Source organism: Rhizobium sp. SEMIA4064 (assembly GCF_003025035.1).
GTDB lineage: Bacteria > Pseudomonadota > Alphaproteobacteria > Rhizobiales > Rhizobiaceae > Rhizobium > Rhizobium paranaense.
Genome location: NZ_PYJN01000018.1, coordinates 143,079 through 167,228, shown reverse-complemented (window position 1 = coordinate 167,228; position 24,150 = coordinate 143,079). Strand labels below are relative to the sequence as shown.

Sequence of the window (24,150 nt, the reverse complement as noted above, 5' to 3'; positions counted from 1 at the left end):
ATGGTTGCAGGACCGACCGCAATATGCAGCTATTCACAGTGGATATTTATTGGGCTATCCCGACAGGGGGAATGCTTCCATGTTCAGGGCGGGAACAGGTGCTATGACAGCGGTGAAATCCGATATAGAAATCGCGCGCGCCGCGAAGAAATTGCCGATCGCCGAGATCGGCGCCAAGCTTGGCATTCCTGCCGAAGATCTTGCGCCCTACGGACATGACAAGGCGAAGATAGGGGCGAGGTTCATCGCTTCGAAAGCGGGCAACGCGGACGGCAAGCTGATCCTCGTCACTGCTATCAATCCGACGCCGGCCGGCGAGGGGAAGACGACGACCACCGTTGGCCTCGGCGACGGGCTGAATCGCATCGGCAAAAAGGCGATCGTCTGCGTGCGCGAGGCCTCGCTCGGACCTTGCTTTGGCGTGAAGGGCGGGGCGGCGGGCGGCGGCTACGCGCAGGTCATCCCGATGGAAGATATCAACCTGCACTTCACCGGCGATTTCCACGCTGTCACGGCGGCGCACAATCTTTTGGCCGCGCTGATCGACAATCATATCTATTGGGGCAACGAACAGAATATCGATGTCCGTCGCATCACCTGGCGCCGCGCCATGGACATGAACGACCGGGCGTTGCGCGATATCGTCACCTCGCTCGGCGGCGTGGCCAATGGTTTTCCGCGCGAGGGCGGTTTCGACATCACCGTCGCCTCCGAGGTCATGGCGATCCTTTGTTTGGCTGCCGATCTGAAGGACCTGGAAAAGCGGCTCGGCAACATCATCATCGGTTATCGCCGCGACCGCACGCCGGTCTATGCCCGCGACCTCAAGGCGGATGGGGCAATGGCGGTGCTGCTCAAGGATGCGATGCAACCGAACCTAGTGCAGACGCTGGAAAACAATCCGGCTTTGGTGCATGGCGGCCCCTTCGCCAACATCGCCCATGGCTGCAATTCTGTGATCGCTACGCGCACGGCGCTGAAGCTTGGCGACTATGTCGTGACCGAGGCGGGCTTCGGCGCCGATCTCGGCGCGGAAAAGTTCTTCGACATCAAGTGCCGTAAGGCCGGGCTTTCGCCGGATGCGGCTGTTATCGTCGCGACGGTCCGGGCACTGAAGATGAATGGCGGTGTCAGGAGGGAAGATCTCGGCCAGGAGAACGTCGGAGCCCTTCTGAAAGGCTGCGCCAATCTCGGGCGGCACGTCGCCAATGTCCGCAAATTCGGCGTGCCGGTCGTTGTTGCCATCAATCACTTCATTTCGGATACGGATGCGGAAGTCGAGGCGTTGAAGAATTACGTGGCGCGGCTTGGTGCCGAGGCGATCCTTTGCCGCCACTGGGCCGAGGGATCGGCGGGGATCGAAGAGCTTGCCTACAAGGTGGTCGAGCTTGCCGAATCCGGCCAGGCGAAATTCCAGCCGCTCTATCCTGACAACCTCTCCCTGCTTGAAAAGATCGAGATCGTCGCTTCGAAGATCTACCATGCCGGCGAGGTGACCGCCGACAAGGCCGTGCGCGATCAGCTCCGTTCCTGGGAAGATCAGGGTTACGGCCATTTGCCGGTCTGCATGGCGAAGACACAATATTCCTTCTCAACGGACCCGAACATCCGCGGCGCGCCGGAGGGGCATATCGTGCCAGTCCGCGAAGTGCGCCTCTCGGCCGGCGCCGGCTTTGTCGTCGTTATCACCGGCGAGATCATGACCATGCCAGGCCTGCCGAAATCCCCGGCGGCAGAGCGGATTTTCCTCAATGATCAGGGATATATCGAGGGATTGTTTTAAGTTCCGATTCCGGTGCAACTGGGGAGCCGGAGGGTCAGAACTTTGTTGGCCAGCGCCGAGAGCTGACCGAGCCGCGCCAGCTCCCCTAAGCGGGCCAAAGCCCGACGCTCAGTGGCAATATCGGAACTCGCCGTTCCTCTTCAGCACGTCCAGATGGAAATGCGTCTCGTGTGCAGCGTCGCTGTCCGGGTCGAGGACGGTTGTGAAATAGAGGCAGGCGGAGGCACTGGCGCTGCGTTGGAACGCACCTGTCAGGGTCGGATCTTCGTGGCGGGGCTCGATGCCGACGGTCTCGCCGTTTTCGAAGGTGAAGCTGGCGATGTCGATGGCATTGCCGCGGGCATGTTCCGAGATCTTGCCGGTGGTGGCGTTATTGCGCAGGCGGCAGATATAGGTCGAGGCCTGGTTGAGCGCGGTAATTCGGCCATTGTCCTTCAGCGCAGTTGCGGCGGCGGGGATCACGCTCTCTTTCATCCAGTGGGCAAGCGCCAAGGCGGCCGCGCAGCGCATCGTGCCTTCCGGCTTCAGCTTGATATCCGGCAGCGGTTCGGAGAGGGCAATCGGCTTGTCGATGCCGCAGCCGTTGCCGTCATCGATGCGGGGAATGTCCTTGAACACCGCACCCATGGCGCTCAATTCTTTAAGACAGGCTTGATGCTCTTCGTCCGATTCCGCTGCGACGGTTAGCGGCGGCTTGGGCGGCCCTTGCATTTCCCCGTCGGTCGGTTGGGTCTCGGCCGGTTGGGTCTCGGAAGTCTCCGGTTTTTGTGCCGGTATCGGCGGCTCAGTAGGCGATTGAGTTTGTTCGCTATCCGGCTTGGACTGGGGCATAGGGCCGGTTTCGGGGAGGGAGGCTGCCGTCAACATGGCGACGGCGATCGTGACGGAGATGATCCGGAGCAGCATCAAGTATTTCACCCATTTCTAATAGCAACGCCGGGAGAACGCTCGATGCAGCGATTTCGTTGCAATTCAGCAACTTTATCGGTCATGTTTTAAACATGACAATTTTATTCATAATTATATCAACTGGATATATTGACAATAATAGTCATGTTTTTTATGCGGCAGAAAGAAGGCGGAAATTGCTCCGCTTCGTTCAACGAAAAGAACCCAGCCAGCCCCTTGCGTGCGTCAGAAGGCACCAACCAGCCAGCCCGGTGAAGCAATTCGAAAGGAATGGTTATGGTTGTCCGGCGATCCCGCTCGGTTCTCTTGGCGTGCACGGCGTTTCTGGCCCTCGGGCTCGGCACGGCCTCTTATGCGCAGACGGCAAATCAGAATGATGCGACCGCAGACGGAGCGGCGGCGAAGAGCGGCCGCGCAACGGAGTTGAAGCCGATCGTGGTCAAGGGGAAAGCGTCGAAAGACGTGCTCGCCGACTCGCCGACGACCACTGAGACGACGGCAAAGGAAATCGACGATAATCAGATTACCCGTATCGAGGACCTTGGCCGTAGCACCGAAGTCGGCGTTGGCTTCGACCGCACCAGCGGCAGCATCAATATTCGCGGCCTCGAAGACGACCGCGTGCTGACGACGATCGACGGCATCGAGGTCCCGTTCCTGCTCGACGGCGCTCGCGCTGCGGACGGCGGCGTCAACAGCTTCGACTTCAATACGCTTTCGACGGTCGACGTCGTGCGCGGCGCCGATTCCAGCCGCGCTGGTTCCGGTGCTCTTGGCGGCGCTTTCGTGTTGCGCACGCTGGAGCCGGAGGATCTGATCACGCCTGGTTCGACCTGGGGCGGCGTCTTCAAACTCGGCTACAACGGCGATGACCGCAGCGTCGGCGGCTCGGCCGCAGTTGCCAAGCGCATCGACAATACTGCCGTTCTTTTCGAGGGCGGATACACGCACGGACATGAGCTGGAAAACAACGGCGATGTCGGCGGCTACTCCACCAAGCGCACCGAGGCCGATCCGGCCAACTACAACCAGCGCAATGGCCTCTTCAAGATCCGCCAATATACCGATGTCGGAACTTTTGGCATTACGGCCGAACACTACAATAAAGATACAGATATCGATGCCATGCATCTGCAGAGCCCGACCGGAAACTTCCGGCCTGGCAACTACGATACGACCGACAATATCGAACGCAACCGCCTGTCGCTCGATTATAAATACGAGGCCGATAGCGCCGACTCGCTGGTCGACACCGCCAATGCGGTCTTCTACTGGCAGAACCTGATGCGCGAGAACGGCGCCGAGGGTTATCGTTATACCTCCGTCATCGGCGATTATTGGCGCCGCAACGAGGTCGAGGATCGCAGCATCGGCTTCAACGGCAATGCGTCGAAGTCCTTCGATACCGGCAGCCTGCATCACAACGTCACCTTCGGCCTCGACGTCGCCTTCACCAAGACGCATCAATATTCAGCCGGCGGCGATAGCTGCAACCTTCCTCGTTGGGCCGCTTCTTGCGCATTCCTGCACACCAACCAGTCTGATATGCCTGATGTCGACGGCAAGCGCGTCGGCGCCTTCATCGACGACAAGATCGAAATCGGCTCCAGCAGCTTTTCGCTGACGCCGGGCCTGCGCTTCGACTGGTATGACTACTCGCCAAAGAATACCGACGCTTATCGCGACAGCGCCAACTATTCCGGCCTGCCGTCCGGACAGTCCGACACCCGCTTCTCGCCGAAGCTGCGTGCGGCATACCAGCCGCAGAACAATGTCGAGCTTTATGCGCAATGGGCCATGGGCTTCCGCGCGCCGAATGTCAGCGAACTCTACCTGAATTACGGCGTGCCCGGCGGCTATGTCAGCTACGGCAATCCCGATCTGAAGCCGGAGACCAGCAACGGCGTCGAAATCGGCGCGAACCTCGGCGATGATGATTTCGGCGGCCATATCGGCGGCTTCTACAACAAGTATAAGAACTTCATCGACAGCGAGACTTCCGTCGATCCGACGCGTACTTACCCGTTGGGGATTACCGAATACTTCAACCGCGACAACGTCCGCATCTTCGGCGTCGAGGTCAATGCGCACAAGAAGTTCGACAATGGCATTCATATCAAGGGCTCGCTTGCCTATGCCAATGGCAAGGACTCCGATACCGGCGAATGGCTCGATTCCGTCGCTCCGGCAAAGGCGGCCTTCACCGTCGGCTATGCCACCGAGATCTGGGGTACGGATCTGACCTTCATCACCGCGACGAGCGAGCCGAAGAAGGATGGCGACAGCTTCCGCACGCCGGGTTACGGCATCTTCGACCTGACGGGATGGTGGGAACCGGAGCAGGTGAAAGGCCTGACGTTGCGGGCAGGGGTCTATAATATCTTCAACAAGACCTATTACGACGCACTGAACGTCGCCTCGACCAGTCTGACGCAACCGCATGAGTTCTATTCGGAGCCTGGCCGGACCTTCAAGCTGACGCTGACGCAGAAGTTCTAAGCGATCTCATCGTGATGACAGGGAGGGCGATGCTTCGGCATCGCCCTTTTTCCTGAGCATTTTTGGGGAAGCTGACGCATAAACATGCTCGGCTTCGCCTTCCTGAACGCCTGCCTGCGAATGCCGCGCGATTGTCTATCGCAGCGTTCAATGCTATCAAGGCGGCTCAACCGATTGAGAGAGGAGGGCCGCATGATGACGTTTGTCTGGCGTAATCGCCAGTTCGGTCCGACTCATGCCCTGCAAACGCGTTTGCAGGGCTGATCAGAGGCTGTCACTCACTCATTTCCTTCTGGTCTGCCCCTGTTGGGTAACGCAGCGCTGAGCTTTTGTGTTCGCGCGGCTGCGTCATGACAGTTTACCGAGCAAAGAGCCGAACATACGGCCGGTAACACCTGCATCCCATGGCGATAAGGCGCCTTGGATCGATGGACGGTGGCTTGCTTGGGTCAGACCGGAAAAGACCATGACTCTGATCAATCTCCGCAATTTTGGCATTACCTTGGGTGTGCCGCTCATCTCCAATCTCAATTTCACCGTGGGTGCCGGCGACCGTATAGGCATCGTTGCTGCCAATGGCAGGGGTAAATCCAGCCTGCTCAATTGCATCGCCGGCCGGCTGGAGCCGACAGCGGGCGACGTTACCCGCTCGCGCGGCCTTCGGGTCGGCTATGTCGAGCAGAATGTGCCGGCCGATCTGGCTGCTATCTCTTTCTACGATGCGGTTCTCCGTGCTCTGCCGGCCGAACAAGCCGAGAGCGAGGGCTGGCGCGTCGACGTCAGTTTGGATTCGCTCGACGTGCCGCAGGTGCTGCGGGAGAGGGCACTTGCGGAGCTTAGTGGCGGTTGGCAGCGGCTGGCCATGCTCGCCCGTGTTTGGGTGACGGAGCCGGATGTCCTGCTGCTGGACGAGCCGACCAACCACCTCGATCTCGCGAAGATCGCGCTGCTGGAAGATTGGTTGAACGCTCTGCCACGCGATGTGCCGGTGTTGATCGCGAGCCACGACCGCGCCATTCTCGATGCCGTCACCAACCGCACCCTGTTCCTGCGCCAGGAGCAATCGGTGGACTACGCCTTGCCGTATGGCCGGGCACGGGCTGCGCTGGACGAGGCCGACGCTTCGGATGAGCGGCGTTACCAGAAGGACATGAAGACGGCGCAGCAATTGCGCAAGCAGGCAGCCAAGCTCAACAATCTCGGCATCAATTCCGGCAGCGACCTGCTGACGGTCAAGACGAAACAGCTCAAGGCGCGCGCCGAGCGCCTGGAGGATGCGGCACGGCCGGGTCATCAGGAGCGTTCGTCCGGTGCGATCAAGCTCGCCAATCGCGGCATTCAGGCGAAGATATTGGTGACGCTCGATGATGCCTGCGTCGAGACACCGGATGGCACATTGTTGTTCAAGACCGGCAAACGCTGGATCTGCCAGGGTGATCGCATCGTCCTGCTTGGCCAAAATGGGGCAGGCAAGACCCGGCTTGTCGAGATGATCCACAAAGCCATTGCCGATCAGAGCGCATCGGGGGCAATCCGGGCAACGCCATCGCTGGCGCTAGGCTATAGCGATCAGGCGCTCTCGCATCTCGGTCATGACGACACCCCGCTCGGCGTGATCACGCGGCTGTTCGAACTCGGCGAACAGCGGGCGCGCACGCTGCTTGCTGGCGCCGGTATGGGCGTCGACATGCAGGGCCGGGCCATCGGCAGGCTTTCGGGTGGTCAGAAGGCGCGATTGTCCATGCTGGTGCTGCGATTGACCGATCCTAACTTCTACCTACTGGACGAACCGACCAACCATCTCGATATCGATGGGCAGGAGGCGCTGGAGGGCGAGTTGATGACGCAAGAGGCAAGCTGCCTGCTCGTCTCCCACGACCGCAGCTTCGTCCGCGCCATCGGCAATCGCTTCTGGCTGATTGAGAAGAAGCGGCTGACGGAAGTGGAGGGGCCGGAGGAGTTCTTCGAGGCGGCCAGGAGGTAGGAATAAGAGGTAGGGTAAGGCGATCGGATCGGCAGCGAGCATCGACTGTGAACGCATCTACAGCTTTGAGTTGACAGCGAGAAATATCAGCATACAGAATGCAACCGACATTTCATGAAGGTGCAACTTGACGAGCTTGATTCTGAACGATCGCCTGAACCGCCCTGCATACTGGATGTTCATCTGCATATTTTTAGGATTTCGGGTCGGAGCCGTTGTTCTGAGCGAGATGGGTTACACTTCCGATCTCTTACGTCATATGGACTTCATCCTCTTCTTCGTCGCGTCCGTGATGGGCGCACGACTACGGGATTTTGGATGGTCAGCCTTTTGGGGTTGGGCGGGCGTGGCGTTGTTTAGTTTCGTTTTTCCCGTTGGAATAATAGCGATACTAAAGCCGGCGATATTGCCGAATGGATGGGTGGATGGTCCCGCTGGGGGCTATATTACCTTATTTGACACACTTCCGTTCCTTGCTTTGGTCACAGTTGTGGGGCTTCCGCCAAGCGATCCGGATAGCAAATATAGAATGCCGTCGCGGTATAACATAGTTGTATCGGAATCCACGCAGCAATTTGCGCGGCGCTGGATTTTGCCGCCACTGTCTATTTTCAGACGACGTGTGAACCGCTCCGCCTATTGGGCAGGCCTGGTGTTCGTCTTTGCGGTTCTTTTCGCGCGAGCGGCGGCTGAGGGGGGCAACAATGGGGATACCGCATGGGGACTTCCGCTATTCGTTCTGGCAGTTGCTATCGCGGCAACGCTTGTTGCGGCGCGGCTGCGCGATTTCGGGTGGTCTGGCTTCTGGGGATGGAGCGTCATTGTCGGCTTGAGTTTTGTTATTCCACTGGCGATGTTTTCGCTTATCGGGGTGGACCAGATGTCTAGTTTGCCATCCTACGCGACTTCAGGACCGATACTTCTTTGTTTAGTTATGATCATCGCTGTTGGCATTCCAAGGGGAAATGCCGATGCCAACAAATATGGACCGCCCTTCCGTTGGAGAAAAAACAAGGCGGTTGCGTAATCCTGAGATTGCGGCTTGCGCATCATCTCGTCTCACGCTAACAATTCCCTCATGAACATGTCCTTGAACAATATTGCAGTTTGGTGGTGGGCACGCTGAGGCGGCCTCGACCAATCGTGTTCAAAGACGACGAGTGAGCCGCCCGAGATTTCGAGGCGGCTTTTTTGTTATAAAGGCCGCCTGTCATCCGGGCCCGACAACGGAGTGAGGAACAATGGTAACGATCCTTCGGGATGATGGTGCGGAAATCTACGAGACGAAGGGTGGCATCACCGTCACCCGGCAACGCCGGCCGACTCCCTATGCGGATGCGGTTTCGTCCTATATCGACAAGCTCGATGAGCGCCGTGGCGCGGTCTTCTCGTCGAACTACGAATATCCCGGCCGCTACACCCGTTGGGATACCGCCATCGTCGATCCGCTGCTCGGTTTGTCCTGCAATGGGCGCAATGTCTGGATCGAGGCCTATAATGAGCGTGGCGAGGTCATTCTCGGTTTCATCGCTGAAAAGCTGAAGACGGTTTCCGAACTGGTGCTTGGCGCTTCGACAGAACGCCGGCTTGACCTGACGGTAAAGACGCCGGATCGCGTCTTTACCGAGGAAGAGCGCTCGAAGACCCCGACGGTCTTCACGGTGCTACGCGCGGTCACTGATCTCTTCTATTCGCAGGCCGATGCCAGCATCGGCTTCTACGGCGCCTTCGGCTACGATCTGGCGTTCCAGTTCGACGCGATCAGCCTGAAGCTCGAGCGTCCTGATGACCAGCGCGACATGGTGCTCTATCTGCCGGACGAGATTCTGGTGGTCGACAACTATTCCGCCAAGGCCTGGATCGATCGTTACGATTTTGCCAAGGGAGGCGTCACTACCGAAGGCAAGTCCGGCGAGATCGCTGCCGAGCCCTTCCGCCACACCAATACCATTCCGCCGAAGAGCGATCATCGCCCCGGCGAATATGCCGAGCTGGTGGTCAAGGCGAAGGAGAGCTTCCGCAAGGGCGATCTTTTTGAAGTCGTGCCCGGCCAGAAGTTCATGGAGCGCTGCGAGAGCAAGCCATCCGATATTTCCAAGCGCTTGAAGGCGATCAATCCGTCGCCCTATTCCTTCTTCATCAATCTCGGCAATCAGGAATATCTCGTCGGCGCTTCGCCTGAGATGTTCGTGCGCGTGTCCGGCCGCCGCATCGAGACCTGCCCGATTTCGGGTACGATCAAGCGCGGAGACGATCCGATTGCCGACAGCGAGCAGATCCTGAAGCTCCTGAACTCCAAGAAGGACGAGTCCGAGCTGACCATGTGCTCCGACGTTGACCGCAACGACAAGAGCCGTGTCTGCGAGCCGGGTTCGGTCAAGGTCATCGGCCGCCGCCAGATCGAGATGTATTCGCGCCTGATCCACACGGTTGACCATATCGAAGGCCGCCTGCGCGACGACATGGATGCTTTTGACGGCTTCCTCAGCCACGCCTGGGCTGTCACCGTCACCGGCGCGCCGAAGCTCTGGGCCATGCGCTTCATCGAGAGCCATGAAAAGAGCCCGCGCGCATGGTACGGCGGTGCGATCGGCATGGTCGGCTTCAATGGCGACATGAACACCGGCCTGACGCTGCGTACCGTCCGCATCAAGGACGGCATTGCCGAAGTGCGTGCCGGCGCAACTCTGCTCAACGACTCGATTCCCGAGGAAGAAGAAGCCGAAACCGAACTGAAGGCCTCTGCCATGCTTTCCGCCATCCGTGATGCCAAGACCGGCAATTCCGGCAAACAGCAACGTGACGTCGCCTCCGTGGGCAAGGGTGTGAAGATCCTGCTCGTCGACCACGAAGACAGCTTCGTGCACACGCTCGCCAATTATTTCCGCCAGACGGGTGCCACGGTTTCGACCGTGCGCACGCCGGTGCCGGAAGAGGTCTTCGACCGGCTTGATCCGGATCTGGTCGTGCTGTCGCCGGGTCCCGGTAATCCGAAGGACTTCGATTGCAAGGCGACCATCAAGAAGGCGAGGGCGCGCAACCTGCCGATCTTCGGCGTCTGCCTGGGTCTGCAGGCGCTCGCCGAGGCCTATGGCGGCGAGCTGCGCCATCTTGCGGTTCCGATGCATGGCAAGCCATCACGCATCCGCGTGCTGGAGCCGGGACTCGTCTTCTCGGGTCTTGGCCGCGAGGTTACGGTCGGCCGCTATCATTCGATCTTCGCCGATCCGTCGAGCCTGCCGCGTGACTTCATGATCACGGCCGAAAGCGAAGACGGCACGATCATGGGCATCGAGCACGTCAAGGAGCCGATTGCGGCTGTACAGTTCCACCCGGAATCGATCATGACGCTTGGTGGCGACGCCGGCATGCGGATGATCGAGAATGTCGTAGCGCATCTGGCGCGGCGGGTGAAGACGAAGGCTGCGTGAGGCGAGAACCGTTAGCCGTCGAGTTCGAACGCCCCTATGCACTCGGAAAAAGTGCATAGGGGTGTTTTTTGCCTTGAAAGAGCCAACAAACCGCTGAAGACATTCGATGTTGGCGGGGGCTTTCGGTCGGTGATCTCAAGGATATTCAAGGGCGTCTTTTTCGCCGTGCTTGCGGTTGTGGCGATCGCAGGTCTCGGCATCGTTGCGCCGCGGCCGCTTTGGCATGACGGGCAGGCGGCAAGAGCCGAGCGGTCGCAACATATCCTCGTGCTCAGCAATCCCATCCATACGGATATCGCCATACCGGTCGATGGCGATCTCATCTCCCGTTTCGCATTCCTGCGGACAGCGGGGCTTGATCTCGATAATCCGAATGTGCGCTATCTCGTTTTCGGCTGGGGCGGCCGGAGTTTCTATACGGAGACGCGAACTTGGGCTGATTTGAAGGCTGGCCCTGTCTTGAAAAGCTTCACTCTGGATCGTGCCGTCATCCACGCCGAGCTGGCGGGCGAGATTCCGGCGGATGCTCCTGATGTCACGGCCATCAGCATCGATACCGAGGGGCTGGAGCGGCTCAAACGGTTCATTCTCGGCAGTTTCGAGCAAACGAATAACCAGCCGAGCCCGTTGATTGGCAGCAATTACGGACCGAATGATGCGTTCTTCGAGGCGCGGGGATATTTCAACGCGCTCACGGGATGCAATACCTGGACAGCCGCCGGGTTGAGGCAGGCGGGATTGACTTCGGGCTTATGGACGGCGCTGCCTTGGACGCTGCGGCTGTCACTCAGCCTGCACAACGATCGCGACCGTTTTGCATCCACTCAGGCGGAGTAGCGCGGATCAAGGCTGCTCAGAAAGCGTCCTGATCATCCTGCCAACATTCCTCGAAAATCAGCTTGTCGAGCGACAGGCGATCGCGCCAACCTTTCACGGCAAGCTCGGGCATATCGTAGAGTTCATCGACGTAGCCGACGCATAGCCATGCGACGATTTTGACATGCTCGGGTATGTTCAGGATGCTCTTGATCGCGTCCTCGTGAAAAATGCTTACCCAACCGACACCGACACCCTCGGCCCGCGCGGCCAGCCAGAGATTTTGAACGGCGCAGACCGTCGAATAAACGTCCGTCGCCGGATTGTGCGTCCGCCCGAGCACGACAGGCCCGCCGCGCTTGGTATCACAGGTGATGCAGATGCTGAGGGGCGCCTTGCGAATGCCTTCGAGCTTCAGTCGCTGATATTGTGCGCGGCGATCGCCTTCGAACATGAGGCAGGCTTCTTCATTGGCCTGATGAAATGCCTTCCAGACGCGCTCGCGCGTCTCCTGCTGGCGGATCAGGAGGAAATTCCATGGCTGCATGAAACCGACCGACGGCGCACGATGAGCTGCTTCGAGCAGCCGTCTCACAAGATCGTCGGGTAGCGGGTCGGAGCGGAACTGATCGCGCACGTCGCGGCGGGTTTCGATAGCACGGTAGACGGCAGCGCGCTCCGCTTCGGAGAAGGCGCATGCCGCGATCAGATGATCCGCTTCTTTGGGTGGCACATCTGCGACCGAAGCTGCGTTGTGCGAATGGGAGGGATCATCAAAAGAAGGCATGTTCCACCGTGGATTTGGAGGTAGCGGCGACGTTTCGTGGCGGAATGCCGTTCGCTGGGGCGTTATCGGTCGACCTATAGCTTAGTGCATGCTCGCACGGGAAGGTGCCATCATGATTTTCACAGGCAAGCATATGACCTGCCGGCCATCATCTTTGTCGCATCATCGTCTTTCAGCGGCAGCTTTGCGGCCCGACTTTGTTTAACCGGGCTATTTGGGATAAATTGTGATGCGCGAGGCCCAAGCCGTCCTTTGACAAACGGTGCGTTCTGCATCATATGAACGCCAATTGAGCCGCCTGCGCGAATTTCGCGCGGGCGGTTTTGCATTTGAATGGCGCGGTTTTTGCAATTCGTTCGCATATGCAGGGCGCGCGCATCCGCATTGGAGAAACGCATGAACGGACAGGGCAACCAGACGATACGGCAACTGGCCCTCTGGGGCATTCCGCTATCGCTCGGCGTCTTGGCGCTGAAGATGCTCGCCTGGTGGGTGACGGGCTCCGTGGCGCTGTTGTCGGACGCCCTGGAATCCCTCGTCAATGTCGTGGCCGCTTTCATCGCTTTCTTCGTCATCCGCTATGCGCAGAAGCCGGCGGATCACGATCATCCCTTCGGCCACCACAAGGCGGAATATCTTTCGGCCGTCACAGAAGGCGCGATGATCATCGTCGCTGCGCTGATGATTGTGCAGGAGGCGATGGGGCATTTGAGCAATCCTCAGCCGTTGCAGGCGCCCGTCCTCGGCCTCGCCATCAACTTTGCCGCCGGTGTCATCAATGCGATCTGGGCGCTGACCTTGATCCGGGCAGGGCGCGAGCATCGCTCGCCGGCGCTGACGGCGGATGGGCAGCACATCATGTCCGATGTCTATACTTCCATCGGCGTGTTGTTCGGCCTGCTGCTGGCGCTGGGCACCGGCTACCCGATATTCGACCCGGTGCTTGCTATTCTCGTCGCCGTCAACATTCTCTATCAGGGCTGGAAGGTCGTCTCCAATTCCATCGACGGGCTGATGGACAAGGCCGTCCTACCGGAAGAGGAAGCGGTGATCAAAGAGGCGATCGCGACGCATGCCAACGGCTCGCTCGGCGTGCACGATCTGAAGACGCGCCGGGCGGGCGCCGTCACCTTTGTCGATTTCCACCTCGTTGTACCCGCGGCCATGCCTGTCCGCGAGGCACATCGCATCTGCGACCGCCTTGAAGACGCCATACGGGCGATCCATGCGGGCGCGGAAATAACCATTCACGTGGAGCCCGAGGGCGAGAAGGCCCATGGCATCCGCGTCAAAGTGATCAAGGAGATCTAAGATGCCTACAACCGATGTTTCCGGTCTGTCGATGCTCGGCAGTCAGACCGAAACGGCTGCGAACCCCGAAGCCGCCGTTCTCGAAAAAGTGCCGTCCGGCCATGCCGGCACGGACTACGTCGTGCGCTTCACCGCTCCGGAATTCACCTCGCTCTGCCCTATGACGGGTCAGCCGGATTTTGCCCATATCGTCATTGACTACATTCCGAACGAGTGGTTGGTGGAATCGAAGTCGCTGAAGCTCTTCCTGCATTCCTTCCGCAACCACGGCGCTTTCCACGAGGATTGCTCGATCTACATCGCCAAGCGGCTGGTCGAACTGCTGGAGCCGAAATGGCTGCGCATCGGTGCCTATTGGTATCCCCGAGGCGGTATCCCGATCGATGTGTTCTGGCAGACGGGAAAGGCACCGGAGGGTGTGTGGTTGCCGGATCAGGGCGTGCAGCCTTATCGTGGGCGCGGGTAAACTAAAAAGCCGCCATCCGAAGGGAGGCGGCTTTTTGCAATCAGAGACGATTGGCTTCAGGCAAATGAACTGTCGTCGCCGCCGTTGTCGGACGAGTCGTCGTAGTCATTGTCATTGTCGTCGTCCTGATCATTCGATGCGTAGTCGACATTGGTTTGACCATTATCGTTCTGGCCATTGCTGTCGTTGCCGAAATAATTGTTGTTGATGATCGTTTCCTGAACGGGCTGTTCGGCTGCATTGGCGGCCGTGCCGCCGAAGAGGCCGCCGAGACCACCGCCGGCGGTACCGCCGAGATGGGGGCTGAACAGGCTGGAGAGCGATTCCGCCAGCATGACGCCGCCGGCGACGCCGGCTGCCGTGCCGAGGGCACCGCGCAGGAAGCTGCCGCCTGCCGAGGGAGCGGCGGCCTGCGGGTTCCACGGGCCGCTTGGCTGTTGCTGGCCGCCCCACGGACCGGGCTGCGGAGCATTGCGGGCATAATCGTCATAGAGACGGCCCTGCTGCTGCGAATTACCGGCTTGCGGCCCCGGGCCACGCTGCGGCTGCTGCTGGCCACCGCCGAACAGCGAGCCGAGACCGCCGAGGAAGCCGCCGCTCTGGGGCTGCGGGTGATTGTCGGCGCCCTGCTGTTCCAGTTCGCGCACGCGCGCTTCGAGCTGCTGGATGCGGTCAGCGGCAGCCTTCATGCCCTGTTCCTGCATGAGCACAGCTTGTGCGAGGAAATAAGGCGCATAGGGCTGATCGCGAACCGACTGATTGATGAAGGCCTCCGCATCTGCATCGCGCTGAGTGCTGGCCGTAGCGCGGACGCGATCGAAGAGGGACGCGAGCAGTTGACGTTCTTCAGGCGACATGATGGCCTCCTTGGCTATCTGTTGCTGCAAATTCGGGGCGCGATTCTCGCGCTTACCTGACGTAGGATGGAATTCCGGCTTTTCAAAGCCGCTTCAAGTTACAATTCGGTAATCCGCAACCATAACGCCATGCTTTCCCAGGCTATTCGCGCCTTGCCTTTTTCCGGCATTGTTTTACGCATTGAGTCGCACTATGTGCGGTAGGACACATCTGCTGGAGACTTGCGAATGAACGACGAAGACGAACAGGAAGAAAAGACGAAAGAGCTGCCCTTGGGCAAGGACGCGGAGGCGAATCTTTTCAAATCGCGCTCGATCTTCATCTATGGCGGCATTACGCAGGAACTGGCGCAGAAGGTCTGCTCGCAGCTCGTGGCGCTTGCCGCGGCCAGCGATGAGGATATCCGAATCTACGTGAATTCGCCTGGCGGCCACGTCGAATCCGGCGATTCCATTCACGACATGATCAAGTTCATCAAGCCGAAGGTCTGGATGATTGGTTCCGGTTGGGTCGCTTCTGCGGGCGCGCTGATCTACGTGGCAGCCCCCAAGGAGCGCCGCATCTGCCTGCCGAACACCCGCTTCCTGCTGCACCAACCGTCCGGCGGCACGCGCGGTATGGCTTCCGACATCGAAATTCAGGCTCGCGAGATCATCAAGATGAACGAGCGCCTGAATAAGATCTTCTCGGAAGCGACCGGCCAGCCCGTCGAGCGCATCGCCAAGGATACGGACCGTGACTACTGGCTGTCTGCGGAAGAAGCCAAGGCTTATGGCCTGGTTTCCCGGATCGTGACGTCGCAGGCCGACATCTAAGCGAAGGCTTTTGCTGAGTTAAGGCGCCCTTGCTTGCCGAAAGGCAGGCGAGGGCGTTTTGCGTTGCCGGGTAGCGGAAGTTGCGATGGTGATGCGCTATGGCCGAACTTGCTATTCCTCGTCGCGGGATGCCAGTGACGCTCCGGGAATATAAAGCGAAATCGGTCTGATTTCGTAGACCGCGGTCGGATTGACGCGGCGGAGGTCGCGCGCTGCCGCAACTGCCGCCTCAAGCGTTGGAAAATCCACAACATAGAAGCCCAGCAATTGCTCCTTGGTCTCAGCAAAAGGGCCGTCAGTGACGATGCCGGCACCCTTGCCTCGCAGCGTCACGGCGCCTTGCGTCGAGCCAAGCCGTGCGGCGGGTCCCAAAGACTTCTCCTGAACGAGGCGATCATTGATCTGGAGAAGTTCGGTCATCAAGGCCGCATCTTCCTCCTTGGTCCAGGATTCGACCACACCCTCTTCGTGATAGGCCAGGATGGCGTAATACATAGATCGTTCCCCCTCTATGGATCTATCGGTTTCAGCCAATCGAGCTATCGGCTGGAGTTCAGAAACCTCTTAGTTGCATTTGACTACACAGGTTTGATGTTTGGTGCGCAATCCCTGTCTGTGCTCTTTTGTCAATCGAATGGCGCTCGGTTGGGTGGATTGCCTGATCTTCGCGAAACTGCACTTGCATGACCGACGCTTGAGATGCTCCATGCGCTTTCCATCGTACCCACGAGTCTCCAGCCGCTGCCATGCTCAAAGATTTCTCCGTTCAAAGCCTGTTCATGGGCTGTCTTACCGCCTTTGTCGGCTTTGCCAGTTCGTTCGCGGTCGTGCTGCATGGGCTGCAGGCGGTCGGTGCCACGGCTGCGCAGGCTGCGTCCGGGTTGACGGCCCTGTCGATCTCGATGGGCCTCTGCGCCATCGTGCTCAGCGTTGCGACAAAGCTGCCGATCAGCATTGCCTGGTCGACGCCGGGCGCGGCGCTCCTGGCGAGCGCCGGCGCCATTGAGGGCGGCTTTCCGGCGGCGGTCGGTGCGTTTCTCGTCTGTGCGGTGCTGATCGTGATTGCCGGCCTGTTCCGGCCGCTCGGGCGTGCCGTTGCCGCTATTCCGCCGGCGTTGGCGAATGCCATGCTTGCCGGCGTGTTGCTCGGGCTTTGCTTCGCACCGGTGAAGGCAATCGGCTTCAATCCCTGGCTCGGCCTGCCGATCATTATCGCCTGGATCGTCGTCGGCGCATTCAAGCGGCTCTGGGCCGTGCCGGCGGCGCTTGCTGCCTTCGCGCTGGTGCTGGCTTTCGGCGTGAAGGTGCCTGATGGAGCGCTGGCATCGCTGCAGCATTCGTTGCTGCCGAGCGTTGAACTGGTCAAACCGGCCTTCACCGCCGCCGGCCTCGTCTCCGTCGCACTGCCGCTCTTCATCGTCACCATGGCGTCGCAGAATATTCCGGGCATCGCGGTGCTGAAGGTTCACCATTATGATCCGAAGCCCGGTCCGCTCTTTGCCGTCACGGGCCTGTTTTCCCTGTTCAGCGCGCCCCTCGGCGGGCATGCCGTCAATCTTGCCGCGATCACCGCCGCCATGTGTGCGGGACAGGACGCCCATGCCGACCCGCAGCGGCGCTATTGGGCGGCGATTATTGCCGGGGTTGTTTACATCATCCTTGGGCTGCTCGCCGGTGCGGTCACCGCCTTCGTGGCGCTGGCGCCGCCGATCCTGATCGAAGCCGTCGCCGGGCTGGCGCTGGTTGGTGCATTGTCCAACTCGGCCATGAACGCTTTTCAAAAGGCAGAATCGCGCGAGGCGGCCGCAATCACTTTCCTCGTCACGGCATCGGGCGTTTCCTTCGCTGGCATCTCCGGCGCCTTCTGGGGGCTGGTCGCGGGAGGATTGATGATGGCACTGTCGCACATGGTGCAATTGCTGAAGAAATAAGCGAGGGGTTGCTTCTTTTTGACTGCACGGCTATAAGCGCGGGCATGAAGACGACTGGCGCGAAGATTTCCGAACAGATTGCACGTGGGCGCGTTGCCCTGCGTGACAATACGCGCGCCCTGACTTCGCTTCTTCTTCTCGGCCTTACGCGCGGTTGCCGGGTCCTTTGAGGAGCGCTCGGCGGCCGTAGAGCCCGCCCGGCCATCGCTCCTCGCGACATATCCCTAAAATCGACAGTATACCCCATAGCGGGTCCGTATTTGTCATCGCCAAGCCGCATACGATCGGTTAAGACGCGGGGCAAATGACGGGAAAGGAAGAGACGAAACATGGACGCGAACAGCCATTCCCCCAAAGGCATGCCCGACGCAGCGGCGAAGTACCGCGCTTACCCGCAGATCAATATTCCCGACCGAACCTGGCCTTCGAAAACCATCACCAAGGCGCCGATTTGGTGCTCCGTCGATCTGCGTGACGGCAACCAGGCGCTCGTCGATCCGATGGGCCACGACCGCAAGGCCCGCATGTTCCACCTGTTGCTGGAGATGGGCTTCAAGGAAATCGAGATCGGTTTTCCTTCGGCATCACAGACCGACTTCGACTTTGCCCGCTGGTGCATCGAGCAAGGCAATGTGCCCGACGACGTGTCGCTGCAGGTTTTGGTGCAGTGCCGGCCGGAGCTGATCACCCGCACCTTCGAGGCATTGGAAGGCGCCAACAAGCCGATCGTGCATTTCTACAATTCCACCAGCGAATTGCAGCGCCGCGTGGTGTTTGCCAAGGATGTGAAGGGGATCAAGGAGATCGCCGTCGATGCGGCCAAGATGATCACCGACATGGCGGCCAAGGCGGGTGGCGGCTATCGCTTCGAATATTCGCCGGAAAGCTTCACCGGCACCGAACTGGAGGTGGCGCTGGAAATCTGCAACGCCGTCATCGACGTAGTGAAGCCGACGCCGGACAACAAGCTGATCATCAACCTGCCTTCCACCGTCGAAATGGCGACCCCGAACATCTATGCCGACCAGATCGAATGGATGTGCCGCAATCTGGACAACCGCGAAAACCTGATCATCTCGCTGCATCCGCATAATGACCGCGGCACCGGTATCGCCGCTGCCGAACTGGCCTTGATGGCCGGCGCCGACCGCGTCGAAGGCACGCTGTTCGGCAACGGTGAGCGTACCGGCAATGTCGATGTCGTCACCATGGCGCTGAACATGTTCACGCAGGGCGTCGATCCGGAGCTGGATTGCTCGAACATCGAGCGCATGAAAGAAGTCTTCGAATATTCCAACCAGATGGCGATAGGCGAACGCCACCCCTATGTCGGCGAACTGGTCTACACCGCCTTTTCCGGCTCACATCAGGATGCGATCAACAAGGGCATGAAGGCCGCCAAGGTCGCCAACCATCCGGTTTGGGAAGTGCCGTATCTGCCGATCGATCCGCAGGATGTCGGCCGCACCTACGAGGCGATCATCCGCATCAACTCGCAGTCGGGCAAGGGCGGCATCGCCTACATCATGCAGCAGGATTACGGGCTCAACCTGCCGCGCAATCTCCAGGTGGAATATCGCGAAGAGATCCAGCGCATCACCGACGAAGAGGGCAAGGAATTGCCGTCCAAGCGCATCTACGACCACTTCATCGAGCGTTACGTGACCCAGTCCGACGCGCGCATCCGCTTCGTCGACCACCACACCTTCGCCGATCCCGAGAACAGGGGGCAGCGGATCGTCGCAGCCGAGATCACCGACAATGGCGAGGTGAAGCGCATCGAAGGCCGCGGCAACGGCCCGATCGACGGCTTCATCAATGCTCTCTCGATCTATCTCGACATTCCGATGTCGGTCGAGGATTATTCCGAGCATTCGCTGCAGCATGGCTCGAATGCCGCGGCAATCTCCTATGTCGAGACCTCCTATCCCGGCGGCAAGCTCTTCGGTGCTGGCATCAATACCAACATCGTCGCCGCCTCTCTCGAGGCGATCGTCTCGGCGGCGAACCGCGTGCTCGATATCCGGGCGAAACAGGGCTGAATTTCAGCCGCATCGCCTAGTGAAGACAAATCCCCTCGATGTCATCGAGGGGATTTTTTTTGTCCACTATCCGTCGTTCAAGACGGGATCATCGTCGCCAATGAAGCCGCCGGATTGGCGTGCCCATAATGCGGCATAGATGCCGTTTTGCGCGAGCAGATCGCCATGGGTCCCGTCTTCTGCGATCCGCCCTTCATCGAGGACGACGATGCGATCCATCCGCGCGATGGTCGACAGGCGATGGGCGATCGCGATGACCGTTTTGCCCTCCATGACGCCATAGAGCGTCTCCTGGATAACAGCCTCCACCTCCGAATCCAGCGCCGACGTCGCTTCGTCCAGCACGAGGATCGGCGCATCCTTGAGGATGGCGCGGGCAAGGGCGATGCGTTGCCTTTGTCCGCCCGATAGCTGGACGCCGCGCTCGCCGACATGGGCATCGTAGCCGGTGCGGCCTTCGTGATCCCGGAGCGTTGCGATAAATCCGCTCGCCGCCGCCTTGTCCGCCGCCGCCATCATCGCGTTTTCGGAGAACCGGGGATCGCCGTGGGCGATGTTATCGCGAACCGAGCGGTGGAGCAGGGCAGCGTCCTGGGTCACCATGCTGATCTGTCTGCGCAGGCTCTCCTGGGTGATCCCGCGAATATTCTGTCCGTCGATTTCGATGGAACCCGCTTCCGGATCGAAGAACCGTAATAGCAGATTGACGAGCGTCGACTTTCCGGTGCCGGAACGACCGACGAGGCCGACCTTTTCGCCGGGTGCGATCCGCAGTGAAACGCCGGCCAGGCCGCCACTACCCTTGCCATAATGATGCGTCACCTTCTTGAAGGTAATACCGCCGCCACTGACTGTGAGTTGGCGGGCATCAGGCGCATCCGTGACGGTGAGCGGTTGCGTCACGGTCAGCAGCGATTGCCGCATTGCGCCGAGGTGACCGAACAGCGACGAGACGGCGTCGAGCATCCATTCCGCCATGCCGGTGATGCGGAAACTCAAGGCGAGTGAGGCGGCAATCAGACCGAGCGGCGCGCTGCCGGCCTGCCAAAGGATCACGGCATAGCCGACCAGGCCGACGATCAGACAGCTACCCAGGAACAGCATGTTCGAATTGACCATGACTTCGAGCTTCTGCACGCGCACGAAGGTCTTGCGGGCAGCGGCGAAGCGCTCCCGTCCTTCACGGTCTTCTTCGGCCGCATTGGCAAAGAGCTTGATGATGTCGATATTGGCATAGGTGTCGACCAACATGCCCGTGAGCGCTGCATAGGCGCCCTGAAAGTCCTCGGACGCTCTGCGAAGCCGCGGGATGACCAACGCCATCAGACCCAGATAGCAGCAGAGCCAGACGAGGAGTGGCCAGATGAGACGCAGATCGATCGAGGCCATGAGCCAGAGCGAGCCGGCGACATAGATTGTCACGAAGGATAGCGTATGCAGCACCGCATAGGCCGCTCCAGTCGCGGAATTGCCGATGTCGCGCACCTGGCTGGCGATGCGCCCGGAAAAATCCTGGCGGAACCAGCCAACGGATTGCCGCAGGACGTGGCGATGGGCGCGCCAGCGAAACAAGGTCTCGGCATTCGGCCGAAATGCGATGTCGTCGAGGCTTTCCCTGACATAGCCGGCAAGCGGCCGTCCAATCAGCACAAGGGCGGCGGCAGCCAGCAATTCGGTGCCATGGGATGCCCAAAGTTGATCCGGCCGAGCGGCTGCCAGGATATCCACGAGCTGGCTGGTATAGCCGATGAGCCAGATCTCGATCGCCGCACCGATGACGGTCAGGGCAAGGCTCATTGCCATGACGAAGCGGAACGGATGCAGGTTGCCCTTCAGATACCGCCATGGATCGGATGGCGGGTTCAGATCGGCATAATGTTGGAACGGATCGACGAGCTTTTCAAAGCGACGAAACATGAGTGCCCTCCAGGGGCGCGAGATGACAGTTTGATGGATGGGCCGAACAAGCAGCCCTTCACGGCACTGCTTTTCAGCGGTGGTTTCCGGTGCCGTGGGTTTTCATCAAACGCTCTCCTCTCAAGTCGCTTGCCGGTTGTATAGCGCATGATGGCGCTAATGTCAGCAAAAATGGCATCCATAGAAAGGCGCTTCCCCCGATATGGGTGAAATCGACCCCGCTATCGTCCATTAAGCTGAATTCCCGGCAGGCGGATCGGCGTGATATTTTAAACTGCCGGCAATCCTATCTGGGGGGAACGTCATGCCACGCGTTGCCAATCTGTATTTCAAGACAGCAATCATCTTTCTGATCATCGGAATTGGAATAGGCCTGAAAATGGCAATTACCGAGGATCATAGCGTCATCGGCGCCCATGCGCATGCCAATCTCCTCGGCTGGGTGACCATGGCACTCTTCGGCGGTTATCATGCGCTGAACCCGCAAAAGGCGGAAAGGCGGCTGGCGATGATTCAATATTGTGTCTACACAGCCGGCGTCGCAGTCCTGGTGCCGGCATTGTATATGATGCTTCTCGGCAATATGGCGATGGAGCCGATCGTTGCGGCAGCGTCGATCGTGATCTTCATCGGCGTTCTGCTGTTCGCCTTCATCATCTTTTCAAGTGAGCAGGCCACGGCAACGATTTCGCCGGCGCGATCTCGCTGATCTTGCGAGAGGAGACGGCAGACAAGTCAACGCCGTCTTCTCGCCGTCAGGGCTTTTGTCCGGAAAGTTCCTCGCGCCGTTTCATCAGGCGTTCGAGCTCTTCCTCCTGCTCGGCGATGCGTGTCGATGCGAGTTCCTCGTCCGCTGCGCCGGAATATGCGGCCGCCTGTTCGATCAACTCGCGGAGATTTTCTCTTATTGCCGCAATGCGCTCGTCAATCTCCGGGATGGTCAACAGAATGTCGGACATGGTCAATCTCCAGGGAATGCGCCCGTCGGCTGAAGCTCCGGGCGCGATGGACTGACTGATAGTATCCTCGGGCTGCATGAAAGTCGCAAGCAGGGCTGTGGCGGCTCAGCTCAAATTTCCGTCGATACCCGGTCGGCGATCTGGTCGAGCATCGCGTCGGAGGAGGGGCCGACGACGGCATAGGCGGTGCCGTTGCGATGCCAGGATACGATGCTCACATCATCCCTGATGGTCTCGTCAAAATTGCCGTCGTCGGCGACCCCTTCATCTTTCATGAAACAGATGGCGATGACGTCGCCGTCGAGGTCCTTGTAGATCAACTGACCGGCCGGTTTGCCGGTGGCAATGAACATGCGCGCGCCTTGGAAGACCAACCCATCGGCGGCGAGATCCGGCACGTTGAATTTCACGCCGACGGTCCCCTTCAGCCATTGGATGATCTCGTCGGCTTCAGTCGCCTGTACTTCGACGACATGGCGAGGCTGATGCGCATAGATGCGGTGATAGGCGGCAATATCGTCCAGCCATGTGCGGCTCGGGGCCGGTGCAGCCGGGGTCGCAGCCGGCGCGCTGGACGGCTGGACGCCGAAGAGATAGCCGATGCCGCCACCGACCACGAAGAGGATGAGAGCGGCGGCGAGCGCCTGGCGACCGGTCGGAGCAAGCTTCAGGGATGGCCGGGAAAGGCGAGGGGCGGGCTCGCGCGGCTTCGGCGCCTGCGCGCTTTTGATGGAGCGCACCAAAGCTAGCGGCACCGGCTCCTTCAGTACCTCGTCGAAAGCCTTGCGGCCGACATCGGAGCCATGCTTCAGTTCATCGAAAATCCGCCGCGCTTCCGGATCGGAGGCGATGAGCCGCTCCAGCTCCTCTTTCTCCTCGCGACTCGTCTCGCCGTCCATAAAGGCGGACAAACGAGTTTCGAGCGGCATTTTTTTCATATCCTGCAATGCTAAAACCTTCGCGGCGAGCGGCTGTGACCTTGAGTGGCGAGGCGAAGGCGGGCGCCGGAAAGCCGGGACGCCACCGTCGACAAGGAGATGCCAAGAATATCGGCCGCCTGTTTGTAGCTATGCCCTTCGACATCGACGAGCAGGAAGACACTGGCAAGTCCTTCGGGCAAAGATGTGACCATCTGATGCGCTTCGCTTGCTTCGACAGGATTGGTACGCATGCCCGGCGTTGCCAGTTCGCCTTGTTCCAAGGCGCTACCCTTGGTGGCAGGCCGCAGCCGATGGCGTCGGGACTCTTCCACCCATTGATGGCGGGCCATGGTGTAGAGCCAGCTTTCGAGCCGGCCGTCATTGTTCCACAGATGGAATTTCGCAATGCCGCGCTGGCAAACGCCCTGCACCAGCTCGTCCGCGTCAGTCAGATCGCCGGCCAGTGTCAAGGCGAAGCGCCGGAGCTTCGGAAGAAGGCCTACCAGATCTCGTCTGATGTCGATGGCGGCTACCGGCGTAGGCATTGTCTTTCCACAGGGGCGTTGAGGGTTGTCGAGCTGCGGTCGTCCTTCGGCAAAAGACGGCCTTTCTTGCGGAAAAAGCTAACTGAGCCGAAGGATCGTTCTGTGTTGGTATGAACCATTTTCGTGCCGTTTCGCAAGTCTTCAAAAAGCGGTTGTGCGCTTCATCTCCACTTCTCA

The 24,150-nt window shown here is 59.7% G+C and carries 21 protein-coding genes; 12 read left to right on the top strand and 9 right to left on the bottom strand.

Annotated elements, in window-relative coordinates; all coding sequences use genetic code 11:
* The first annotated feature begins 103 nt into the window (after positions 1-103).
* Positions 104-1,783: a formate--tetrahydrofolate ligase gene (locus C9E91_RS13040; RefSeq protein WP_107108707.1), complete on the top strand. Its 1,680-nt coding sequence runs from the start codon at positions 104-106 to the stop codon at positions 1,781-1,783.
* Positions 1,784-1,891: 108 nt separating this feature from the next.
* Here C9E91_RS13040 and C9E91_RS13035 read toward each other — a convergent pair whose 3' ends face one another.
* Positions 1,892-2,689 carry an extensin-like domain-containing protein gene (locus C9E91_RS13035; protein ID WP_107108706.1) on the bottom strand — a complete coding sequence of 266 codons (798 nt, stop codon included), beginning with the start codon at positions 2,687-2,689 and terminating at the stop codon, positions 1,892-1,894.
* 279 nt (positions 2,690-2,968) lie between these two features.
* Between C9E91_RS13035 and C9E91_RS13030 the strand changes: the two genes are divergently transcribed.
* The 5 genes from C9E91_RS13030 (at position 2,969) to C9E91_RS13010 (ending at position 11,443) form a co-directional block, all read left to right on the top strand.
* Positions 2,969-5,191, top strand: a complete 2,223-nt coding sequence (locus C9E91_RS13030) for a TonB-dependent hemoglobin/transferrin/lactoferrin family receptor (protein ID WP_107108705.1) — start codon at positions 2,969-2,971, stop codon at positions 5,189-5,191.
* A 466-nt stretch (positions 5,192-5,657) separates the two neighbouring features.
* Complete coding sequence (locus C9E91_RS13025; RefSeq protein ID WP_107108704.1) at positions 5,658-7,175, top strand: ABC-F family ATP-binding cassette domain-containing protein; 1,518 nt, start codon at positions 5,658-5,660, stop codon at positions 7,173-7,175.
* A 127-nt stretch (positions 7,176-7,302) separates the two neighbouring features.
* Positions 7,303-8,202, top strand: coding sequence for a DUF805 domain-containing protein (locus tag C9E91_RS13020; RefSeq protein WP_146143998.1), 900 nt, complete (start codon positions 7,303-7,305; stop codon positions 8,200-8,202).
* Positions 8,203-8,416: 214 nt separating this feature from the next.
* Positions 8,417-10,606 carry an anthranilate synthase gene (locus C9E91_RS13015; protein ID WP_107108702.1) on the top strand — a complete coding sequence of 730 codons (2,190 nt, stop codon included), beginning with the start codon at positions 8,417-8,419 and terminating at the stop codon, positions 10,604-10,606.
* Between the two features lie 129 nt (positions 10,607-10,735).
* Positions 10,736-11,443, top strand: a complete 708-nt coding sequence (locus C9E91_RS13010; RefSeq protein WP_245407487.1) for a TIGR02117 family protein — start codon at positions 10,736-10,738, stop codon at positions 11,441-11,443.
* Between the two features lie 16 nt (positions 11,444-11,459).
* Here C9E91_RS13010 and bluB read toward each other — a convergent pair whose 3' ends face one another.
* A complete protein-coding gene (bluB, locus tag C9E91_RS13005) occupies positions 11,460-12,209 on the bottom strand; it encodes a 5,6-dimethylbenzimidazole synthase (protein WP_245407486.1) in 750 nt (249 codons plus the stop codon).
* A gap of 119 nt (positions 12,210-12,328) precedes the next feature.
* On the bottom strand, positions 12,329-12,607 hold the full coding sequence (locus C9E91_RS19890; RefSeq protein ID WP_146143997.1) for a hypothetical protein: 279 nt from the start codon (positions 12,605-12,607) through the stop codon (positions 12,329-12,331).
* On the opposite strand from C9E91_RS19890, the gene C9E91_RS13000 reads away from it, so the two are divergent.
* Together C9E91_RS13000 and queF are read left to right on the top strand one after the other, a co-directional pair.
* Entirely contained in the window at positions 12,606-13,520 is a 915-nt protein-coding gene (locus tag C9E91_RS13000; protein ID WP_107108700.1) for a cation diffusion facilitator family transporter, read from the top strand. The genes C9E91_RS19890 and C9E91_RS13000 overlap by 2 nt on opposite strands.
* A 1-nt stretch (position 13,521) precedes the next feature.
* Positions 13,522-13,986 (top strand): preQ(1) synthase, encoded by a 465-nt coding sequence (gene queF, locus C9E91_RS12995; RefSeq protein ID WP_107108699.1) that lies wholly within the window; start codon positions 13,522-13,524, stop codon positions 13,984-13,986.
* A 56-nt stretch (positions 13,987-14,042) separates the two neighbouring features.
* Here the strand turns inward: queF and C9E91_RS12990 are convergent, their stop codons facing one another.
* Positions 14,043-14,843 carry a DUF2076 domain-containing protein gene (locus C9E91_RS12990; protein WP_107108698.1) on the bottom strand — a complete coding sequence of 267 codons (801 nt, stop codon included), beginning with the start codon at positions 14,841-14,843 and terminating at the stop codon, positions 14,043-14,045.
* 228 nt (positions 14,844-15,071) lie between these two features.
* Here C9E91_RS12990 and C9E91_RS12985 point away from each other — a divergent pair, with 228 nt between their 5' ends.
* Positions 15,072-15,659, top strand: coding sequence for an ATP-dependent Clp protease proteolytic subunit (locus C9E91_RS12985; protein ID WP_107108697.1), 588 nt, complete (start codon positions 15,072-15,074; stop codon positions 15,657-15,659).
* Between the two features lie 111 nt (positions 15,660-15,770).
* Here the strand turns inward: C9E91_RS12985 and C9E91_RS12980 are convergent, their stop codons facing one another.
* Positions 15,771-16,154, bottom strand: a complete 384-nt coding sequence (locus C9E91_RS12980) for a YciI family protein (RefSeq protein WP_107108696.1) — start codon at positions 16,152-16,154, stop codon at positions 15,771-15,773.
* Between the two features lie 251 nt (positions 16,155-16,405).
* Between C9E91_RS12980 and C9E91_RS12975 the strand changes: the two genes are divergently transcribed.
* Both C9E91_RS12975 and leuA read left to right on the top strand, forming a co-directional pair.
* Positions 16,406-17,590: a benzoate/H(+) symporter BenE family transporter gene (locus tag C9E91_RS12975; RefSeq protein WP_107108695.1), complete on the top strand. Its 1,185-nt coding sequence runs from the start codon at positions 16,406-16,408 to the stop codon at positions 17,588-17,590.
* A gap of 329 nt (positions 17,591-17,919) precedes the next feature.
* Positions 17,920-19,632 carry a 2-isopropylmalate synthase gene (gene leuA / locus C9E91_RS12970; RefSeq protein ID WP_107108694.1) on the top strand — a complete coding sequence of 571 codons (1,713 nt, stop codon included), beginning with the start codon at positions 17,920-17,922 and terminating at the stop codon, positions 19,630-19,632.
* Between the two features lie 66 nt (positions 19,633-19,698).
* Here leuA and C9E91_RS12965 read toward each other — a convergent pair whose 3' ends face one another.
* Positions 19,699-21,549 (bottom strand): ABC transporter ATP-binding protein, encoded by a 1,851-nt coding sequence (locus tag C9E91_RS12965; protein ID WP_107108693.1) that lies wholly within the window; start codon positions 21,547-21,549, stop codon positions 19,699-19,701.
* 304 nt (positions 21,550-21,853) lie between these two features.
* On the opposite strand from C9E91_RS12965, the gene C9E91_RS12960 reads away from it, so the two are divergent.
* Complete coding sequence (locus tag C9E91_RS12960) at positions 21,854-22,258, top strand: hypothetical protein (protein WP_107108692.1); 405 nt, start codon at positions 21,854-21,856, stop codon at positions 22,256-22,258.
* A gap of 46 nt (positions 22,259-22,304) precedes the next feature.
* Here the strand turns inward: C9E91_RS12960 and C9E91_RS12955 are convergent, their stop codons facing one another.
* The 3 genes from C9E91_RS12955 to C9E91_RS12945 form a co-directional block, all read right to left on the bottom strand.
* Positions 22,305-22,508 carry a hypothetical protein gene (locus C9E91_RS12955; RefSeq protein WP_107108691.1) on the bottom strand — a complete coding sequence of 68 codons (204 nt, stop codon included), beginning with the start codon at positions 22,506-22,508 and terminating at the stop codon, positions 22,305-22,307.
* A gap of 110 nt (positions 22,509-22,618) precedes the next feature.
* Entirely contained in the window at positions 22,619-23,437 is an 819-nt protein-coding gene (locus tag C9E91_RS12950; RefSeq protein ID WP_107108690.1) for an anti-sigma factor family protein, read from the bottom strand.
* Between the two features lie 20 nt (positions 23,438-23,457).
* A complete protein-coding gene (locus C9E91_RS12945) occupies positions 23,458-23,973 on the bottom strand; it encodes an RNA polymerase sigma factor (RefSeq protein WP_107108689.1) in 516 nt (171 codons plus the stop codon).
* Between the last annotated feature and the right edge of the window lie 177 nt (positions 23,974-24,150).

Coding starts and splice junctions, on each gene's coding strand:
- C9E91_RS13040 (WP_107108707.1), top strand. CDS start 104: ATGACAGCGGTGAAATCCGATATAGAAATCGCGCGCGCCGCGAAGAAA.
- C9E91_RS13000 (WP_107108700.1), top strand. CDS start 12,606: ATGAACGGACAGGGCAACCAGACGATACGGCAACTGGCCCTCTGGGGC.
- C9E91_RS12960 (WP_107108692.1), top strand. CDS start 21,854: ATGCCACGCGTTGCCAATCTGTATTTCAAGACAGCAATCATCTTTCTG.
- C9E91_RS13030 (WP_107108705.1), top strand. CDS start 2,969: ATGGTTGTCCGGCGATCCCGCTCGGTTCTCTTGGCGTGCACGGCGTTT.
- C9E91_RS19890 (WP_146143997.1), bottom strand. CDS start 12,607: ATGCGTTTCTCCAATGCGGATGCGCGCGCCCTGCATATGCGAACGAAT.
- C9E91_RS13025 (WP_107108704.1), top strand. CDS start 5,658: ATGACTCTGATCAATCTCCGCAATTTTGGCATTACCTTGGGTGTGCCG.
- C9E91_RS12990 (WP_107108698.1), bottom strand. CDS start 14,843: ATGTCGCCTGAAGAACGTCAACTGCTCGCGTCCCTCTTCGATCGCGTC.
- C9E91_RS12975 (WP_107108695.1), top strand. CDS start 16,406: ATGCTCAAAGATTTCTCCGTTCAAAGCCTGTTCATGGGCTGTCTTACC.
- C9E91_RS12955 (WP_107108691.1), bottom strand. CDS start 22,508: ATGTCCGACATTCTGTTGACCATCCCGGAGATTGACGAGCGCATTGCG.
- bluB (WP_245407486.1), bottom strand. CDS start 12,209: ATGCCTTCTTTTGATGATCCCTCCCATTCGCACAACGCAGCTTCGGTC.
- queF (WP_107108699.1), top strand. CDS start 13,522: ATGCCTACAACCGATGTTTCCGGTCTGTCGATGCTCGGCAGTCAGACC.
- leuA (WP_107108694.1), top strand. CDS start 17,920: ATGGACGCGAACAGCCATTCCCCCAAAGGCATGCCCGACGCAGCGGCG.
- C9E91_RS13015 (WP_107108702.1), top strand. CDS start 8,417: ATGGTAACGATCCTTCGGGATGATGGTGCGGAAATCTACGAGACGAAG.
- C9E91_RS12950 (WP_107108690.1), bottom strand. CDS start 23,437: ATGCCGCTCGAAACTCGTTTGTCCGCCTTTATGGACGGCGAGACGAGT.
- C9E91_RS13035 (WP_107108706.1), bottom strand. CDS start 2,689: ATGCTGCTCCGGATCATCTCCGTCACGATCGCCGTCGCCATGTTGACG.
- C9E91_RS12945 (WP_107108689.1), bottom strand. CDS start 23,973: ATGCCTACGCCGGTAGCCGCCATCGACATCAGACGAGATCTGGTAGGC.
- C9E91_RS12985 (WP_107108697.1), top strand. CDS start 15,072: ATGAACGACGAAGACGAACAGGAAGAAAAGACGAAAGAGCTGCCCTTG.
- C9E91_RS12980 (WP_107108696.1), bottom strand. CDS start 16,154: ATGTATTACGCCATCCTGGCCTATCACGAAGAGGGTGTGGTCGAATCC.
- C9E91_RS12965 (WP_107108693.1), bottom strand. CDS start 21,549: ATGTTTCGTCGCTTTGAAAAGCTCGTCGATCCGTTCCAACATTATGCC.